This is a genomic window from Pseudideonella sakaiensis, from assembly GCF_048320135.1.
Lineage (GTDB): Bacteria > Pseudomonadota > Gammaproteobacteria > Burkholderiales > Burkholderiaceae_C > Ideonella_A > Ideonella_A sakaiensis_A.
Genome location: NZ_CP182947.1, coordinates 1,751,277 through 1,765,421, shown reverse-complemented (window position 1 = coordinate 1,765,421; position 14,145 = coordinate 1,751,277). Strand labels below are relative to the sequence as shown.

General features: G+C 68.3%; 12 protein-coding genes. 11 read left to right on the top strand and 1 reads right to left on the bottom strand.

Annotated features, from left to right (window positions below; genetic code table 11):
• Positions 1-163: 163 nt before the first annotated feature.
• The 7 genes from ACNH6H_RS07775 (at position 164) to nadC (ending at position 7,110) form a co-directional block, all read left to right on the top strand.
• The gene (locus tag ACNH6H_RS07775) at positions 164-628 is read left to right on the top strand and encodes a bacteriohemerythrin (RefSeq protein WP_418316921.1); all 465 of its coding nucleotides are present in this window, start codon (positions 164-166) and stop codon (positions 626-628) included.
• Positions 629-658: 30 nt separating this feature from the next.
• Positions 659-1,978, top strand: a complete 1,320-nt coding sequence (locus ACNH6H_RS07770) for a Rieske 2Fe-2S domain-containing protein (RefSeq protein WP_418316920.1) — start codon at positions 659-661, stop codon at positions 1,976-1,978.
• Between the two features lie 4 nt (positions 1,979-1,982).
• Positions 1,983-2,972: a PhnD/SsuA/transferrin family substrate-binding protein gene (locus tag ACNH6H_RS07765; protein ID WP_418316919.1), complete on the top strand. Its 990-nt coding sequence runs from the start codon at positions 1,983-1,985 to the stop codon at positions 2,970-2,972.
• Between the two features lie 10 nt (positions 2,973-2,982).
• Positions 2,983-3,954, top strand: coding sequence for a Bug family tripartite tricarboxylate transporter substrate binding protein (locus ACNH6H_RS07760; RefSeq protein ID WP_418316918.1), 972 nt, complete (start codon positions 2,983-2,985; stop codon positions 3,952-3,954).
• Positions 3,954-4,934, top strand: coding sequence for a PDR/VanB family oxidoreductase (locus ACNH6H_RS07755; protein WP_418316917.1), 981 nt, complete (start codon positions 3,954-3,956; stop codon positions 4,932-4,934). Before ACNH6H_RS07760 ends, ACNH6H_RS07755 begins: the two co-directional genes overlap by 1 nt.
• Positions 4,931-6,112 (top strand): Gfo/Idh/MocA family protein, encoded by a 1,182-nt coding sequence (locus ACNH6H_RS07750; protein WP_418316916.1) that lies wholly within the window; start codon positions 4,931-4,933, stop codon positions 6,110-6,112. Before ACNH6H_RS07755 ends, ACNH6H_RS07750 begins: the two co-directional genes overlap by 4 nt.
• Before the next feature lie 134 nt (positions 6,113-6,246).
• Positions 6,247-7,110, top strand: coding sequence for a carboxylating nicotinate-nucleotide diphosphorylase (nadC, locus tag ACNH6H_RS07745; RefSeq protein WP_418316915.1), 864 nt, complete (start codon positions 6,247-6,249; stop codon positions 7,108-7,110).
• 12 nt (positions 7,111-7,122) lie between these two features.
• On the opposite strand, the gene ACNH6H_RS07740 is transcribed toward nadC, so the two are convergent.
• On the bottom strand, positions 7,123-7,653 hold the full coding sequence (locus ACNH6H_RS07740; RefSeq protein WP_418321266.1) for a MarR family winged helix-turn-helix transcriptional regulator: 531 nt from the start codon (positions 7,651-7,653) through the stop codon (positions 7,123-7,125).
• A gap of 180 nt (positions 7,654-7,833) precedes the next feature.
• Between ACNH6H_RS07740 and ACNH6H_RS07735 the strand changes: the two genes are divergently transcribed.
• From ACNH6H_RS07735 to ACNH6H_RS07720, 4 genes are all read left to right on the top strand, one after another.
• Positions 7,834-9,075, top strand: a complete 1,242-nt coding sequence (locus ACNH6H_RS07735) for an efflux RND transporter periplasmic adaptor subunit (protein ID WP_418316914.1) — start codon at positions 7,834-7,836, stop codon at positions 9,073-9,075.
• Positions 9,076-9,096: 21 nt separating this feature from the next.
• Complete coding sequence (locus ACNH6H_RS07730; RefSeq protein ID WP_418316913.1) at positions 9,097-12,294, top strand: efflux RND transporter permease subunit; 3,198 nt, start codon at positions 9,097-9,099, stop codon at positions 12,292-12,294.
• On the top strand, positions 12,291-13,739 hold the full coding sequence (locus ACNH6H_RS07725; protein WP_418316912.1) for an efflux transporter outer membrane subunit: 1,449 nt from the start codon (positions 12,291-12,293) through the stop codon (positions 13,737-13,739). The genes ACNH6H_RS07730 and ACNH6H_RS07725 overlap by 4 nt, the downstream gene beginning before the upstream one ends.
• Before the next feature lie 104 nt (positions 13,740-13,843).
• Complete coding sequence (locus tag ACNH6H_RS07720; protein ID WP_418316911.1) at positions 13,844-14,113, top strand: DUF1127 domain-containing protein; 270 nt, start codon at positions 13,844-13,846, stop codon at positions 14,111-14,113.
• Positions 14,114-14,145 lie beyond the last annotated feature (32 nt).

Here is a 14,145-nt window from a genome sequence, read left to right as displayed (position 1 = left end):
ATCGCACCGGCCGCGGTGCATGTCTGCCCGTCGCCTGCAATGGCCCGGTCCACCGATCCCGCCGCGCAGTTGGGAGTCGTCAGGGTTTTCCTTAGCAATCTAATCTTGCTTCGTTTGAGGTGCGTCAATATACTTAGGCTTCTAATGATATTGCGAGGCCTCGATGAACTCCGCAGCGACGCGACCCTTCGGCTGGCATGACGGTTTCCTGCTCGGCCATTCGCCGATGGACGACGTGCACGAAGAGTTCGTCGAACTCGTCGCGGCGCTGCGGACCACGCCCGACGACGGCGTTGCGGCGGTCCTCGATGCGCTGGCCGACAGTGCGCAGCAGCACTTCGATGCGGAGGACGGCTGGATGGTCGAGTCCGACTTTCCGGCCCGCGACTGCCACATCGCGGAGCACACCGCGGTGATGGCGTCGATCACCGGCGTGCGGCGCCGCGTCGCCGAAGGCGATGTGCCGGCGGCGCGACGGCTTGCCGACGCACTCGCCGACTGGTTCCCGGCGCACGCCGATTACCTCGATTCGGCGCTCGCCCAATGGCTGTGCAAGCGCCGCCTCGGCGGCAAGCCCGTCGTGCTGCGCCGCCATCTCGACTTGTCTGCGCTGCCGGCCGTCCGCTGAGCTCGCACCACCCCCGTATTGGAAGACACCATGCTGACCACCGAAGAAAACGAATTGCTGTGCCGCGTCGAAGGCGACGCGCCGATGGGCCGGTTGATGCGCGAGCACTGGACGCCGGTCTGTCTGCTCGAAGAGGTCAGCGAGCCCGATGGCGCGCCGGTCAAGGCGCGCGTCTTCGGCGAGAACCTCGTCGTCTTCCGCGATACCGACGGCCGCGTCGGCGTGCTGGCCGAGGACTGCCCGCACCGCGGCCCGTCGCTGGTGCTCGGCCGCAACGAGGAAGGCGGCCTGCGCTGCCTCTATCACGGCTGGAAGATGGACGTCGACGGCAACGTGCTCGAGATGGCCTCGGAGCCGGCCGCCAGCGGCATGGCCGAGAAGATCAAGCACAAGGCCTACCCGACCCGCGAATGGGGCGGCATGGTCTGGTCGTGGTTCGGTGCCGCCGATCGCGTTGCCGAGTTCCGGCCACCGGCCTGGGCGCCGACGGCGGACGTGCGGGTCAGCATCGCGAAGACCTTGCTGCCCTGCAACTGGGCGCAGGTGCTCGAAGGCGCGATCGACTCGGCGCACAGCTCGAGCCTGCATTCGTCGGACATGGTGCCGGCACGCGTCGACAGCGCGAAAGCCACCGACAAGACCTGGCTGCGGCCATCGACCGACAAGGCGCCGCGGATGCAGGTGCAGCGCGGCGGCTACGGCTTTCGCTATGCCGCATTGCGCCGGCCGATCCAGAACGCGGCCGCCAACGACTATGTGCGCTCGACGGTATTCGTCGCGCCGGCCACCGTGCTGATCCCGCCGAACAACCTCTACAACGTCGCCAACGTCAACGTGCCGATGGACGATACCAACACGGCGTTCTATTTCATCGCCTGGGGGCACCCGGCGCAGACACCGGAGACCGACACCTGGCGCAAATTTCTGCGCCAGACGGTCGGCGTCGATCTCGACGAGACTTATCGGCCGCTGCGCAACGTCGACAACCGCTTCTGGCAGGACCGCCAGGCGATGAAGGCCGGCAATTTCACAGGCATCAGCGGCTTCCCGAACCAGGACGTCGCGATGTGGGTGACGATGGGCCCGATCGCCGACCGCAGCCGGGAGCGCCTCGGTGCGAGCGACCTCGCGATCGTCGAGTTCCGCCGCCAGATGCTCGATGCGGTCCGCGCCCATGCAGAAGGTGCTCCCGCGATCGGGACCGGCGATGCGGCCATTCCATCGACGGTCTGCGCGTTCCAGGCGATCGTCCCGAAGACGACCGACTGGCGCAGCTACGAAGCCCGGATCACCTGGCCCGACGGGCAGGAACACCCGGAAATCGAGCCCTCCTACCTCGTGAAGGCCTGACACCATGAGCAAGCTGCAACTCTCGGTCGCGATGGGCGACTACGACCGCACCCGGGCGCTGTTCGACGGTCGCGTGCAGATCGACGGTGTGGATCCGGTCTACATGCTGATGAATCCGGAGGAGATGTTCTTCCGCGCGATGCGCAGCCAGGATTTCGACATCGCCGAGCTGTCGTTCTCGAGCTACCTCGTCAAGCATTCGCGTGGCGAATGCCCGTATGTCGCGGTGCCGGTATTCCTGTCGCGCGCGTTTCGCCACACCTCGATCTACGTCCGCAAGGACCGCATCAAGCGGCCGGAGGATCTGAAAGGCAAGCGCGTCGGCCTGCCCGAATACCAGTTGACCGCCAATGTCTGGGCGCGCGCGATCCTGCAGGATGACCACGGCGTGCGGCCGGAGGATGTGCACTGGGTGCGTGGCGGCATCGACACGCCGGGGCGGCCCGAGAAGGTCAAGCTGAAGCTGCCGGACGGCGTGCGCATCGAGGAGGCGCCGGCCGGCACGACGATCTCCGAACTGCTCGACCGCGGCGACATCGACGGTTTCATCGGGCCGCGCCCGCCGAACCGGCAGGCTCTGAAAAACCCGAACATCGGCTGGCTGTTCGACGATCCGACCGCGGTCGCGAAGGACTACTACGGCCGCACCGGCGTCTTTCCGATCATGCACGTCGTCGGCATCCGCAAGGAACTGGTCGAACAGCACCGCTGGTTGCCCGGGGCGGTGATGAAAGCCTTCACGCAGGCGAAGGCCGCCGCACTGGAGTTGCTGGCCGATACCTCGGCGACCAAGGTGACGCTGCCTTTCGTCGAGGAGCAGCTGAAGGCCGCCCGCGACGCGATGGGCGAGGACTACTGGTCCTATGGCGTTGCACCTGCCCGCAAGACGCTCGAGACATTCGTGCGTCACCACCATTCGCAAGGCCTGTCGTCGCAACTGGTCCCGGTCGAAGAGCTGTTCCACCCCGCCACCTACGAAACCTACAGCATCTGAGGAGACAACCTTGAAACGCATCACCTTCATCAAGCTCGCCACACTGGCCGTTGCGCTGTCGCTGACCGGTCCGCTGCAGGCGCAGACCTACCCGTCGAAGCCGGTCAAGTTCATCGTGCCGTTTTCGCCCGGCGGCCTGCCCGATACCGTCGCACGCCTGCTTGGCGCGAACCTGCAGGCCGCAACCGGCCAGCCGTTCGTCATCGACAACAAGGCCGGCGCCAATGGTTCGATCGCGGCGGCGGCGCTGGTGCAGGCGCCGGCCGACGGCTATACCTTTTTGATCTCGGACGGTGCGTCGCTCGCGATCGCACCGGTGCTGCTCACCAAGCTGCCCTACGACCCCGAGAAGGATTTCGCTCCGGTCTCGCTGATCGGCACCGCGCCGCTGTTCCTCGCCGTCAATGCCAATGTGAAGGCAAACACGCTCGACGAGCTGATTGCGCTGGCGAAGGCCAAGCCCGGCACGCTGAACTATGGATCGGCAGGCAATGGCAGCATCCACCACCTGACCGCCGAGGCGATGAAGGCGGGCTTCGGCGTCGATGTCGCGCACATTCCGTTCAAGGGATCGGGCGTATCGGTGCCGGCGATGATCGGCGCCCAGGTCGACATGGTCTTTGCCTCGCCGCCGTCGCTGATGGGTTTCGTGAAGAGTGGCCAGGCCAAGCTGCTGGCCGTCAACTCGGCCAAGCGCTCGCCGCTCGCACCCGATGTGCCGACGCTCGGCGAAAAGCTGCCCGGCTTCGATTTCGCATTCACGCTGCCGGTGATCGCGCGAGCAGGCACGCCGCGCGAGGCGATCGACAAGATCAGCAGCGAGATCGCGCGGATCGTCCGCCAGCCCGATGTCGCGCAGCAGCTGCAGATGGCTGGTGTCGACCCGATCGGCGGCACGCCGGAGCAGCTGTCGAAGGCGCTGCAGGAAGAAGCCAAGCGCATCACCGCTGCGGCACGGCACGCGAATCTGAAGCCGCAGTGATGGCGCCAGAGATGGATCCGCAGACGCACGCCGATACGCAGATGCCGCTGCGCATCGCCCGCGCGTACGACGTCGCCGAGGGCATCCGCAGCTTCGAGCTGGTGCTGCCCGACGGCACCGAGCTGCCGCCCTTCACGCCGGGCTCGCATGTCAAGGTGCAGGCGCCGAACGGGGCGATACGCAAGTACTCGCTGTGCAACGACCCGGCCGAGCGGCACCGCTATGTGATCGCCGTCAAGCGCGACGACCACGGCCAGGGCGGCTCGGTCAGCATGCACGACGACGCGCACGAGGGCGACACCTTGCCGACCTCGCTGCCGGACAACGCGTTCCCGATGGCGGAAAACGCGCGCGCGTCGATCTTCATCGCAGGGGGCATCGGCATCACGCCGATCCTGTCGATGATCCGTTCGTTCGGCGAGCTGCCACCGGCGCCGTGGAAGCTCTACTACCTGACGCGATCGCCGGAGACCACCGCCTTCCTCGACGAACTGTCGGCTCCGGAGCTGCGCCGCAACGTGAAGATCCACCACGACCACGGCGACCCGGCCAATTCGTTCGACCTGTGGCCGGCACTCGAGAAGCCCAATTCCGGGCACATCTACTGCTGCGGGCCGCGCGGCCTGATGGAGTCGGTGCGCGACATGGTCGGTCACTGGTCGCCCGGCAATGTGCACTTCGAGAGTTTTGCCGAGGGCGGCGCGGCGAAGCCCGACGATCGTCCGTTCGAGGTTCGCCTCGCGCGCTCGAACCGACGGTTCGAGGTGCCGGTCGGCAAGTCGATTCTGGCGGCGCTGCGCGAGCATGGCTGCAATGCGCCGTCGTCGTGCGAGAGCGGCACTTGCGGCACCTGCCGGACCAAGCTGCTCGACGGCGAGGCCGATCATCGCGACATGGTGCTGATGCCGGAGGAAATGGCCGACCAGATCATGATCTGCGTATCGCGCGCGAAATCACCCGAACTGGTGCTCGACCTGTGAACGCCGGGCGTCCGATCCGGCTCGGCGTCGCCGGCCTTGGTCGCGCGTTCACATTGATGCTGCCGACCTTCATGCAGGATCCGCGGATCCGGCTGGTCGCGGCCTGCGACCCGCGCGACGGCGCCCGGGCGCAATTTGCGCGCGATTTCGACGCTCCTGTCTATCAGGATGTCGACGCACTGGCGCGGGACGCATCGGTCGAGGCGATCTATGTCGCGAGCCCGCACCAGTTTCATGCGCAGCACACGCGGATTGCTGCCGCCCACGGCAAACATGTGCTGGTCGAAAAGCCGATGGCGATCACGCTGGCCGAATGCGACGCGATGATCGCCGATTGCGACGCGGCAGGCGTGCAGTTGATCGTCGGGCACTGCCACAGCTTCGACGCGCCCTATGCCAGGGCACGGCAGATCATCGACGGCGGCGAGCTCGGTCGCGTGCGGATGATCCAGGCCACCAACTACACCGATTTCCTGTACCGCCCGCGCCGCCCCGAGGAGTTGCAGACCGAGGCCGGCGGCGGTGTCGTGTTCAGCCAGGCCGCGCACCAGGTCGACATCGTCCGCATGCTCGCCGGCAGCCCGGTCACCAGCGTGCGCGCAGTGACCGGCGCCTGGGACCCGGACCGGCCGACCGAAGGTGCCTACACGGCGCTGCTGTGGTTCGAAGGCGGCGCCTTCGCGAGCATCACCTACAGCGGCTACGGGCGCTTCGATTCGGACGAGTGGTGCGGCTGGGTCGGCGAACTGGGCACCGACAAGAACCCGGCCGACTACGGCTTGGCCCGCAGGCGCCTGACCGAACTGCACGACCCGGCCGAGGAAGCGCGCCTGAAAGCCGCGCGCACCTATGGCGGCCCGGCCTACAACCCCGCGGCGCTGCAGAATCCGCCGCACCACCAGCATTTCGGTCCGGTCATCGTGTCGTGCGAGTACGCCGATCTGCGGCCGCTGCCGGACGGCGTGCAGATCTACCGCAACGCCCGGCAGGAACTGGTTCGCCTGCCCGCACCGGCGGTGCCACGCTACGAGGTGGTCGACGAACTGCATGCGGCGGTGCTCGGCGGCAAGCCTGCACAGCACGACGGCCGCTGGGCGCGCTCGACCCTCGAGGTTTGCCTGGCGTTGCTGAGATCGGCGGCCGAACGGCGCGACATCGCGTTGCCGATCGGCGGCTGATGCAGCGGCGGATGGCACGGCGGTGCCGCGCCGCACGCGCGGTATGCTTGGCCGCAGCTCGGCTGTCCATGCCGGCGTCGCGCAAGCGCTCGCCTTGTTGCTCAAATGACCGCCCTTCGAGCGGATGAATGACGATGAACTTCGAACACAACGAAAGCCTCGAACTCGCGCTGCAGCGCAATGTGCGCGACGCGCTGATGGAAGATATCGGGCGCGGCGACTGGACCGCGCAGCTGGTACCGGCCGACCGCCGCGTGCAGGCGCACGTGATCGCGAAGGAGGCGGCGGTCGTCTGCGGGCGGCAGTGGTTCGATCGGTGCGTCGAGACGCTCGATCCGGCTGCGCGCGTGTCGTGGCTTGCTTCCGACGGCGACGCGGTCGAGGCCGGCAGCGAGGTCTGCCGCATTGAGGCGAACGCGCGGGCGCTGCTCAGCGCGGAACGGCCGGCATTGAACTTCCTGCAGATGCTCTCGGGTGTGGCGACCGTGACGCGAAGCTACGTCGATGCGATCGCCGGCGTGTCGCCGAATCCGCGTGGCTGCCGGGTGCTCGACACCCGCAAGACCTTGCCGGGATTGCGCCAGGCGCAGAAATACGCAGTGCGCATCGGCGGCGGGCACAACCACCGGATGGCGTTGTGGGACGGCATCCTGATCAAGGAAAACCACATTGCCGCTGCCGGCAGCATCCGCGCGGCACTCGAAGCGGCAAGAGGGCTCGACGCCGGCATCGACATCCAGATCGAGGTCGAGACGCTCGATGAACTGGCGCAGGCGCTCGACGGCGGCGCCGGCAACGTGTTGATCGACGACTTCACTCTCGAACAGATGAAGCAGGCGGTGGCGCTGAACAACGGCCGGGCGCTGCTCGAGGTGTCCGGCGGCGTCGACCTGCAGAAGGTGCGCGAGATCGCGGCCACCGGCATCGACCGCATCTCGATCGGCAAGCTGACGAAGGACGTGCGCGCGGTCGATCTCTCGATGCGCGTGCTGGCCTGATCTGCCGGCCTGCTAAAGCGCTTCGGCCTCGGCGGCGCCGTCGCGCGTGGCGGTGTCGCCCGCCAGGTTGTCGAGCATCACCAAGAGGCTGCGCCGCACCGCCGCGATGTCGCTCGCCTCGAGCCCTTTCATTGCAACGGCATTGACTTCCTCGGCCAGCGGCACGAGCTTCTTCTTCAGCGCCTTGCCCGCCGGAGTCAGGAAGACGTAGAGGTTCTTCCGGTTGCCGGCCATGCGCTCGCGCGTGATGTAGCCGAGGGATTCCATGCCGCGCAATGCGATCAGCGTGGTCGGCTCCATCACGCCGGCTTCGTTGCTGAGTTCGCGCTGCGTCAGGCCGTCGCGCTCCCAGAGGATGCGCAGAAATGTCCAGTGGCCGAGCGTGACGTCGTGAGCCGCCAGACGCACCTGCAACGAGCGGAGAAAACTCCGTGCGACGTCCTTCACGAGGTGCGCCATCCGATCGTTCGGAACCGCCTGATGCCAGTGTTTGAGCAGCCTGCTGGAGATTTCGGCTTCCTGGCTCGCGGTGAGTTTCAACATGGCAATGATTTTCTCAGATCCGCACCGAAGCTTCCGTCGGCGCTGCCGATGCGGCGCGTGATCGGCCCGCTGCAGCAGCGTTTCAACTGAAACGACGTCGCCGGCGCTTGCAATCGATTTGCAAGGCCTGCGGCCGACGATCGCGGCTCCCGGCACTGCTGCCGCTTCGCGTTCGACACCATGATGAAGATCACACCGACCCGCACGCCGCCGCGGTTGCGCCGCACCGGCATCGCGCTTGTTGTCGCCGTTGCCGGCCTCGCGACGCTGGCCGGCTGGTTCCATCTGCAGACGCCGGCGCAGGCATCGGCACCGCAGGCCGTGCCCGCTGTGCCGCCGGCGACACCGGTCACCGTTGCCGCGGTGCTGTCGCGGCCCGTCATTGAATGGGATGAGTTTTCAGGCCGGCTCGAGGCGGTCGAGCGCGTCGAGGTGCGCGCCCGCGTTTCCGGCCACATCGAATCGGTCAATTTCAAGGCCGGCGCGCTGGTCGACAAAGGCGCGACGCTGTTCACGATCGATGCGCGGCCATTTGCCGCCGAGATGGCTCGCGCCGAGGCGGCGCTGGTCGCTGCCCGTTCGCGCTTGGCGCTGACCGACACCGAACTGGCGCGCGCGGCCAGCCTGCTCGCCGACCAGGCGATCTCGCGTCGTGAATTCGAGCAGCGGCAGAATGCCCGTGACGATGCGCAGGCGGCCGTCCGGGCTGCCGAGGCGGCGGTCGAGATCGCCCGCCTCGACCTCGCGCATACCCGCATCACCGCGCCGATCGCCGGCCGCGTCGGCCGCGCCGAGCTGACCGCCGGCAACCTGGTCGCCGCCGGCGCCGGCAGCGCGCCGCTGACGACGATTGTCTCGACCGCGTCGGTCCATGCGAGTTTCGAGGCCGATGAGCAGACGTATCTGAAGGCGTTGGCGGCTTCGCGGGCCGGCGGCATGCCGGGGCTGCCGGTGCGGATGGCGCTGGCCAACGAGGACGGCTTTCCGCGCGAAGGGCGGATCGACTTCGTCGACAACGCGATCGATCCGTCGAGCGGCACGATCCGCATGCGCGCGCTGTTCGACAACCGCGACGGCCGGCTGACGCCAGGCATGTTCGCGCGGATCCGGCTGGCTGCGGGCGGCGAGCGCAACGCGCTGCTGATCGACGAGCGCGCGGTCGGCACCGACCAGTCGAAGAAATTCGTCTGGGTCGTCGATGCGCAGCAGCGCGTTGCCTACCGCGAGGTCACGCTCGGCCCGCTGGTCGACGGCCTGCGCGTCGTCCGCAGCGGCCTGAAGGCCGGCGAAACCATCGTCGTCAACGGCGTGCAGCGGGTTCGTCCCGGCGTGCTGGTCGCGCCGACGACGACGCCGATGGACGCCCGCGCCAATGCGACGGTGCGCCTCGCGATGGCCCGGCCTGGCCGACGGGCGTCCTGATTCCGCGACCGGGGACTGACCATGCGCTTTGCACGCCTTTTTGTCGACCGCCCGATCCTCGCGGCGGTGTTGTCGATCCTGATCTTTCTCGCCGGCGCGATCTCGATCTGGAAGATGCCGGTTTCCGAATATCCGGAAGTCGTGCCGCCGGCGGTCGTCGTGCGCGCGGTCTATCCGGGCGCGAACCCGAAGGTGATCGCCGAATCGGTCGCGCTGCCGCTCGAGGAGGCGATCAACGGCGTCGACGACATGTTGTACATGGCGTCGCAGGCGACGCTCGACGGCGTGATGACGCTGACGGTGACCTTCAGGCTCGGCACCGACCCGGACCGCGCGCAGCAGCTGGTGCAGAACCGGGTTGCGCAGGCGCAGCCGCGGCTGCCGGAGGAGGTGCGCCGGCTCGGCGTGACGACGACCAAGAGTTCGTCGGACCTGACGCTGGTCGTGCACCTGACCTCGCCCGACGAGCGCTACGACATGACCTACCTTCGCAACTATGCCGCGCTGCATGTGAAGGACAGGCTGGCGCGCATCGACGGCGTCGGCCAGGTCGAGACCTGGGGCGCCGGCGACTATGCGATGCGGATCTGGCTCGATCCGGACAAGGTCGCCGCGCGCGGCCTGACCGCCAGCGACGTCGTCCATGCGATCCGCGAGCAGAACGCGAATGCCGCCGGCGGCGTTGTCGGTGGGGCGCCGGCGCGTGCCGGCACCGACCTCGAACTCGCGATCCATGCAAAAGGCCGGCTCGCGACCGAGCAGGAATTTGCCGAGATCGTGATCCGCCAGACTGCCGGCGGTGCCGTCACCCGGCTGGCGGACGTAGCACGGATCGAACTCGGCGCCAGCCAGTATTCGCTGCGCAGCCTGCTCGACAACAAGCCGGCGGTCGCAATCGGCATCTTCCAGGCGCCCGGCTCGAATGCGATCGCCGTCGCCAACGAGGTGCACCGGCTGATGGAGGAATTGCGCGCCGACATGCCGGCCGGCGTCAGCCATGCGATCGTCTACGACACGACGCGGTTTGTCCGCGCATCGATCGAGTCGGTCGTGAAGACGCTGCTCGAGGCGCTGGCGCTGGTCGTGCTGGTGGTGATCGTTTTCCTGCAGAGCTGGCGGGCGTCGATCATCCCGCTGCTCGCGGTGCCGGTGTCGATCGTCGGCACCTTCGCGCTGATGCTCGCCTTCGGCTTCTCGATCAATGCGCTGAGCCTGTTCGGGCTGGTGCTGGCGATCGGTATCGTCGTCGACGATGCAATCGTCGTCGTCGAGAACGTCGAGCGCAACATCGCCGCCGGGTTGTCGCCGCGTGACGCCAGCTACCAGGCGATGCGCGAGGTCAGCGGGCCGATCGTCGCGATCGCGTTGGTGCTGGTCGCGGTCTTCGTGCCGATGGCCTTCGTGCCCGGGCTGACCGGCGAGTTCTACCGCCAGTTTGCATTGACGATCTCGATCTCGACGGTGATCTCGGCCTTCAATTCGCTGACGCTGTCGCCGGCGCTGGCAGCGCTGCTGCTGCGTGGCCACGACGCTCCGAAGGACCGCCTGAGCCGCATCATCGATACGCTGTTCGGCTGGTTCTTCCGCCGCTTCAACCGCGGCTTCGCCCGCGCCGGCGCGGTTTATGGGACGACCGTCGGCTTCGTGCTCGGCCGCAAGCTGGTGATCGTTGCGTTGTACGGCGCACTGGCAGCGCTGACCTGGGCCGGCTTCCAGACCGTGCCGAAAGGTTTCATCCCGGCGCAGGACAAGCAGTACCTGGTTGCGATGGCGCAGCTGCCCGACGGCGCATCGCTCGACCGCACCGAGTCGGTCGTGCGGGCGATGTCGACGATCGCGATGGCGCAGCCTGGTGTCGAATCGGCGGTGGCTTTCCCCGGCCTGTCGATCAACGGCTTCACGAACAGCAGCAATGCCGCGGTCGTCTTCATCACGCTCGACCCGTTCGACAAGCGCGGCAAGCCGGCGCTCAGCGGCGACGCGATTGCGCAGGCGCTGAACGGGGAGATGATGGCGATCGAGGAGGCCTTCGTCGCGGTCTTCCCGCCGCCGCCGGTGCTCGGCCTCGGCACGATCGGCGGCTTCAAGCTGCAGCTCGAGGACCGCGGCGCGCTCGGCTACGAGGCGTTGTACGAGGCGCGCCAGGCCTTCCTGAACAAGGCCTGGGCGACGCCCGAGCTGGCCGGCGTGTTCTCCAGCTACCAGATCAACGTGCCGCAGCTGTTTGCCGATGTCGATCGCGTGAAGGCGCGCCAGCTCGGCGTGCCGGTCAGCGATGTCTTCGAGACGATGCAGATCTACCTCGGCTCGCTGTATGTCAATGATTTCAACCGCTTCGGCCGCACCTACCAGGTCAAGGTGCAGGCAGATGCGCCGTTCCGCAGCGATGCCGAAGACGTGCTGCGGCTGCGCACCCGCAATTCGCGTGGCGAGATGGTGCCGCTGGCCGCGCTGCTGCGCGTCGAGCCGAGTTTCGGCCCGGACCGCGTCACCCGCTACAACAACCACACGTCGGCCGATATCAATGGCGGGCCGGCGCCCGGCGTCAGCAGCGGCCAGGCGCGGGCCGCGGTCGAACGCATCGCCGCCGAGACGCTGCCGAAGGGCGTTGCCTGGGAATGGACCGAGCTGACCTACCAGGAACAACTCGCCGGCGACAGCGGCTGGCTGGTCTTTCCGCTCGCGGTGCTGCTGGTTTTCCTCGTGCTCGCCGCGCTGTACGAAAGCTGGACGCTGCCGCTGGCGGTGATCCTGATCGTGCCGATGGCCTTGTTGTCGGCGATCACCGGCGTCTGGCTGGCCGGCGGCGACAACAACATCTTCACGCAGATTTCGCTCGTGGTGCTGGTCGGCCTGGCGGCGAAGAATTCGATCCTGATCGTCGAGTTTGCGCTCGAGCTCGAGCGCCGCGGCCGCAGCATCGCGCAGGCGGCGATCGAGGCCAGCCGGCTGCGCCTGCGGCCGATCCTGATGACCTCGTTCGCCTTCATCATGGGTGTCGTGCCGCTGGTGCTGGCCAGCGGCGCCGGCGCCGAGATGCGGCGCGCGATCGGCATCGCGGTGTTCAGCGGCATGCTCGGCGTGACGCTGTTCGGCCTGCTGCTGACGCCGCTGTTCTATGTCCTGCTGCGCACGCTGGCGCAGCGCCTGCAGCGCGGGCCGGCCGTGCCGCTGCTGCCCGATCCGCAGCCCGCCGGCCAACCGGAGCCGCAACGATGAACGCCCACCTTGTTCGCTGGCGCGCCGCCGGTATCTCGCTGGCGCTGACCGCCGCATTGGCCGGCTGCGCGGTGCCGCCGCCACACCGCTCGCCGCAGGTTGTGCCGTTGCCGGCTGCATTCAAGCAAGCGATCCCGCCGCAGTTCGCGGCCGCCTGGAAACCGGCCGAACCAGCCGAGACCCTGCCGCGCGGCGCCTGGTGGAAAGTTTTCGGCGACCCGCAGCTCGACGCGCTGGTCGACGAGGCAACACGCGCCAATGCCTCGCTGCAGGCCGCGCATGCGCGGTTGGCACGGGCCCGCGCGCTGCTCGGCGCCAGCGAGGCAGAACGCGCGCCGCAGCTCGATGCCGGTGCTGCGGCGTCGCGCCACCGCCCATCGCCGCAGGCGCTCGGCCTGCCGGCCAGCGCCGATCCGGCGCCGCGGACGGCGCTGCATGCCGGGCTTGGCGCCAGCTGGGAGATCGACCTGTTCGGCCGCGTCGCCGCAACGATCGCCGCGGCCGAGGCCGACGCTGGCCAGGCCGAGGCGCTGCTGCAATCGCAGTTGCTGGTGCTGCAGGCCGACGTCGTGCAATTGCATTTCGCGATCCGCTCGCTCGATGCCGAGGCGGCGCTGCTCGAGCGCGCCGCCGCACTGCGGCAGGACGAACTGACACTGGTTGAGCGGCGCTTTCGTGCCGGCGAAACCAGCGAGGTCGACGTCGCGCGGGCGCGCACCGAATTGGCGATCGCGCGTGCCGACGCGATCGCGGTGACGCGCCGCCGCGCCGAACTCGAACATGCGTTGGCGGTGCTGCTCGGCAAGGCGCCGGCGCAGCTGACGCTGGCAGCCGCACCGTTGCAGTTTGCGCCCATTTCTATTCCGGCCGGGCTGCCGTCGACGCTGCTCGAGCGCCGGCCCGACATCGCGGCCGCCGCGCGCGCCGTCGCGGCCGCCAATGCCCGCATCGGCGCCGCGCGGGCGGCCTTTTTCCCGCGGGTCACGCTCGGCGCCGGCTTCGGCTTCGACGCCGGCGAGGCCGGCGACCTGCTGCGCTGGAACAGCCGCAGCTGGGCGCTCGGCCCGCTGGCGCTGAGCCTGCCGATCTTCGACGGCGGCCGCAACCGCGCCCAGCATGCGGCGGCGATTGCCGCCCACGACGAGGCGGCTGCCGGCTACCGGCAGACGGTGCTGCAGGCGCTGCGCGAGGTCGAGGACCAGCTGGCCGCGCTGCGGCTGCTTGCCGAGCAGGCCGCGCAGCAGGCCAGCGCGGTCGAATCGGCGCGCCGCGCAGCGCAGCTGTCGGCCAGCCGCTACCGCAACGGCATGGTCAGCCAGCTCGAGCAGATCGACGCCGAACGCACCGTGCTGGCGTCGCAGCGCGCGGCACTGGCGGTCGAGCGCGAGCGGGCGCTGGCAACGGCCGGGCTGATCCGCGCGCTTGGCGGCGGCTGGTCGTCGTGATTGGGCCGCGTTACAGACGAAACCGGAATGGCGGCGCAGCGACATCCGCTTGCAATGCGCCCGCCGTCAACTGAAGGCCTCGATCCGATCCAGTGAGGCCGACGATGACCCAAGCGAACCAACTCTGCCACCCGACACCGCTGCCGACGCTGCTCGCAGCCGGCCGCAACGAGGCGCTGTCGCAGTCGCTGCTGACCCGGCTGTTCATCGCATTGCAGCGCTGGCGTTACCACGGCCGGATGCGCCGCGAACTGCTGACGCTCGACGACCGCATGCTGAAGGACATCGGGCTGACCCGTACCGACGTCGAACAGGCGGTCAACATGCCGATCTGGCAGGTCTGGGCCAGGCATGAACTTCACCGCTGGAGCTGACAAGGTGGCGGCCAGCGCGCGCTTCGATCATC